Origin of the sequence: Roseateles sp. (genome assembly GCF_052436255.1) — a bacterium.
Taxonomy (GTDB): Bacteria; Pseudomonadota; Gammaproteobacteria; order Burkholderiales; family Burkholderiaceae_C; genus Pelomonas.
In genome coordinates this window covers 1-3,991 of record NZ_JBQVNP010000263.1, presented here as the reverse complement: position 1 = coordinate 3,991, position 3,991 = coordinate 1, and the positions used below count along the sequence as shown (strand labels likewise).

Annotated in this window: 2 protein-coding genes; both read right to left on the bottom strand. The window is 72.0% G+C overall.

Translation table 11 applies throughout. The features are described 5' to 3' along the window. Window positions 1-2,389, bottom strand: a 2,389-nt coding sequence (locus ACT6S0_RS27175; RefSeq protein ID WP_444766845.1) for a glycoside hydrolase family 2 TIM barrel-domain containing protein, incomplete at its 3' end; no start/stop codon positions are given. 2 nt (window positions 2,390-2,391) lie between these two features. Next, window positions 2,392-3,991: family 43 glycosylhydrolase (locus tag ACT6S0_RS27170; RefSeq protein ID WP_444766844.1), on the bottom strand; the 1,600-nt coding region annotated here is incomplete at its 5' end.

Sequence of the window (3,991 nt, the reverse complement as noted above, 5' to 3'; positions counted from 1 at the left end):
GCGCGGCGGCTGCGAGGGCCGGCGCCGGGGCGCTGGCCCAGGCCAGTGCCAGCTGCTCGCGCGCGACAACATGACCGGCCCCCGCCCATGGGCGGGCGGCAGCCTGCAGGAACTCCAGGTTGAGGTGGTACTCGGCAGCGCCGCGGCGGCTGACGGCCGGCAATGCGAGCTCGACCTCGACCGCCGCCTGCGGCGCCAGCAGCGGCAGCTCGCCCATGCCGCTGTGCACGGGTCGGCCGTCCTCCAGCAGCGTCCAGCGGTAGGGCTGGCGCTGCAGCGTGGTGAAGAAGTGCTCGTTGAAGACCGAGAACCGCGGGTGCGCGGCGCCGAGGTCCAGCGGCCTGACGTGCAGGTTGCGGTATTGGTGGGCCACCTCGACGGCATGCGGGTTGGGCACGAGGTCGGGACCGACGACGCCATTGAAGTTGAAGTTGTCGTCGTTGGGTTGGTCGCCGTAGTCGCCGCCATAGGCGAAGTAGCGCAGCCGGCCCGACGGCGTGACGAAGCGCTGCGGGTCCAGCGCGGCGACGGCGGCTTGCTCGGGCCCGAGCGGGTGGCCGGCGGGCTTCTCGCGCAGCAGGCCCTGGTCGCGCCAGTCCCAGATGAAGCCGCCCTGCAGCAGGCGCTCGCTGCGGATGGCGCGCCAGTAGTCGTCGAGCCCGCCGCTGGAGTTGCCCATGGTGTGGTTGTATTCGCTGAGGATCAGCGGGCGCTGCCGGTCGCGCGGTTTGTGTTCCTCGCGGCGTACCCAGGCCAACAGGTGGTCGACGCCGGCGTACATCGGCGAGTACAGGTCGACATACGCGCGCTCGCCGGCGCCTTCGTAGTGCAGCGGGCGCGACGGGTCGCGCTGCTTGACCCAGGCGCCCATGCGCTCGAAGTTGGGGCCGTCGCCCGCCTCGTTGCCCAGCGACCAGAGGATCACCGAGGGGTGGTTCTTGAACAGCTCCACCATGTTGCGCACGCGGTCCAGCTGGGCGGGGTACCAGGCCGGGTCATGGGCCAGGGCGTTGCTCGGGTTGCTGCCGTAGTCGTGGGTCTCGAGGTTGGCCTCGGAGACGACGTAGAAGCCGTAGGCGTCCGCCAGCTCCAGCAGGCGCGGGTCGTTGGGATAGTGCGAGGTGCGGATGGCGTTGATGTTGAGCCGCTTCATCGCTTCGAGGTCGGCGCGCATGTCGGCCTCGCTCACGTACTGACCGGTCAGGTGGCTATGGTCATGGCGGTTGACGCCCTTGATGAGGACGGCGCGACCGTTGACGAGCAGGTTGCCGTGGTGGATCTCGACGCGGCGAAAGCCGATCTTGCGGGCATGGTGGGCAAGGGCGCGGCCCTGCTCGTCCTTCAGCGTCAGCAGCAGCGAGTACAGCCGCGGTTGCTCGGCCGACCAGGGCTGGATCGCGAGGCCCTCGATGCGGGCGCTGGCCGCATGCTCGCCGCCGGCGGGCACCCGGCCGCGCAGCGTGCGGTGGGCGAGAGTGCGGCCGTCGGCATCGAGCAGCCGGGCCTCGACGGCATAGCGGCGCGCGCGGCCAGCATGCTCGCGCGTCCAGGTGGACAGCTTGAGCACGCCGCTGCGGTCGGCGTCGGCGAGGCTGGCGTCGATCTGCAAGTCGCGCAGGGCCAGGTTGGCGGCGGACCACAGCGACACGTCGCGGAAGATGCCGGACAGGCGCCAGAAGTCCTGGTCCTCCAGGTAGGCGCCGTCGCTGTAGCGGTAGACCTCCACGGCCAGCAGGTTCGTCCCCGGCCTCAGATGCGGCGTGAGGTTGAACTCGGCAGGGGTGCGGCTGTCCTGGGAATAGCCGACATGGCGGCCGTTGACCCAGACATGGAAGGCTGAGGCCACGCCGTTGAAGGTGATGAATGTCTGGCGCCCGGCCCAGCCGGATGGCAGGCTGAAGTGCCGGCGATAGCTGGAGACCGGGTTGCGCTCGCGCGACGTCGTCCAGTCCGCGGGCGGCTGGCCCATGACGCGCGGCGCGTCCTTGACGAAGGGATAGCGGACGTTGGTGTAGATGGGCGTGCCATGGCCGTGCAGTTCGACGTTGGACGGCACGGGGATGGTCGCCCAGCGCGCGTCGTCGAAGCCGGGCTGTTCGAAGCCGACCGGACGTTGTTCGGGCGCGGCCACCCAGTGGAAGCGCCAGTCGCCGTTGAGGCTGCGGTGCCAGGGACTGGCCTCGCGCGGCCGGGACAGGGCGGCAGCGGCATCGGGGAAGGGCATCAGCGTCGCGCGTGGCGCTTCCTTGTGGACGCGGAAGACGGCGGGGTTCTCCCAGACCGGCGGCTCGGCCGCGGCCGCGCCCGCCAGCGTGAATGCCAGCGCGCACCGCGAGAGCACATGGCCGACGCGGCGGGGCAGCAGGCGGGCAAGGAGGGGCGCGCGCATGGTCAGTCCAGCCCGCGGTAGCTGAAGTGCCGCAGGCGTATGGCGCCATGGCCGGCACTGAAGAGCGCCAGGCGAAGGCCGTGGGCGCTTTCGCAACGGTTGAGATGCAGTGCGGACACATCCTGCAGCCACGCCGTGGGCGCCCACGGCCCATCGTCCATGGCGTGGTCGAAGCTGATGCGGTGGTGCAGCTGCGTGACCCGCAGGCGATGGCGGCGGCCGGTCACGGCATGCTGCATCCAGCGGTGCTGCTGGCCGTAGCTGTAGGTGTGCATGCGGCCGTCGGCGATGCCCAGGCCGACGAAGCCGCGCGGCGCCTGGAACAGGGCCAACCCGCCCTGGGCATCGTCGATCAGCTCGAAGTCCAGCTCGGCCTCGTAGCTGGCGTCGACGGCCACACAGGTCAGCGGCGAGCAATCGGCCAGGCTGCTGCCCTTGCCGGCAAGACACAGGCCGTGGGCGTCGTAGCGGGCGCGCTGCAGCTCCTCCGGCCCGGCGTCGAGGAAGCGCCACTGGATGCCGAGGCGGTTCGCGCTGAAGTCGTCCGACAGGCCGGGCAGGCCAGGACAGGGCCGCTGCGGCCGCGGTTTGCGCAGCGGCTGGGCGAGGGCACCGGGTCGCAGGCGGAACCAGCCGTCGCGTCCCCAGTCGAGCGGCTGCAGCAGGCCCTGGCGGCCCAGCGTGCGATGACCGGCCTGGTGCCCGTGGCACAGCAGCCACGCCTGGTCCTCGGGCCCCTGCACCAGGCAGGGCGTGCCGCCGGTGGTCCAGCTTGGCGTGTGGGCGCCGTGCAGCGGGTCGAAGGGGCAGTCCTCCCAGGGGCCCGCCAGCGAGCGAGACCGGGCCACGGCCAGCGTGTGGGGCATGGAGTTGACGCCGGCACCTCCGCTCCCGTTGAACAGATAGAACCAGTCGTCACGCCGGAACGCGCGCGGCCCCGCCACGAAGCCGGCGGCCCGCGGGCGCGACGCCAGGCAGGGAGCATGGATCTCCACGGGCGCTCCGAGCGCTTGCAGCCCGTCGTCGGACAGGCGCACGCGGCGCAGGCCGTTGAGCAGCAGATGGCGTGCGCCCTGCTCGTCGACGATGTGGCAGGCGTGCGGGCAGTCGGGCAGCTGCAGGTCCACGGGCGCACTCCACGGGCCGCGGATGTCGTCGGCATGCAGCGCAAGCAGCGCCGTCTGCGGGCCCCGCAGCACGCTGACGTAGAGGAAGTACCGCCCCGCGTGCCGGGCCAGGTCCACGGACCGCACGCTGCCGACCGGCGCGCTCAGCGCGCTGGCCACCGGCGTCCAGTTGACGAGATCGCGCGAATGCCAGATGACGGCGCCGGGCGAGAACTGCTGCGAGGCGCAGCTGAGGTAGTAGTCCTCGCCGTCCTTGAGTGCGCACGGGTCGGGGTGGTCGCCCGGCAGGACGGGGTTGACGAAGCTGCCGTCGCCGCGGTCGGGTCGGCGCCGGGCTGCGGGCGTGCCGCGGCTCGCGTCGGCCGTCGGGCGTTCGGTCAGCTCCATCGCCGTCATGCCGGGCTGGCGAAGGCCGATGGGTTCACCCGGCCCTGGCCGCGGGCGTCGAGGGTCACGTCCGCGCGGCGCCCGCGGT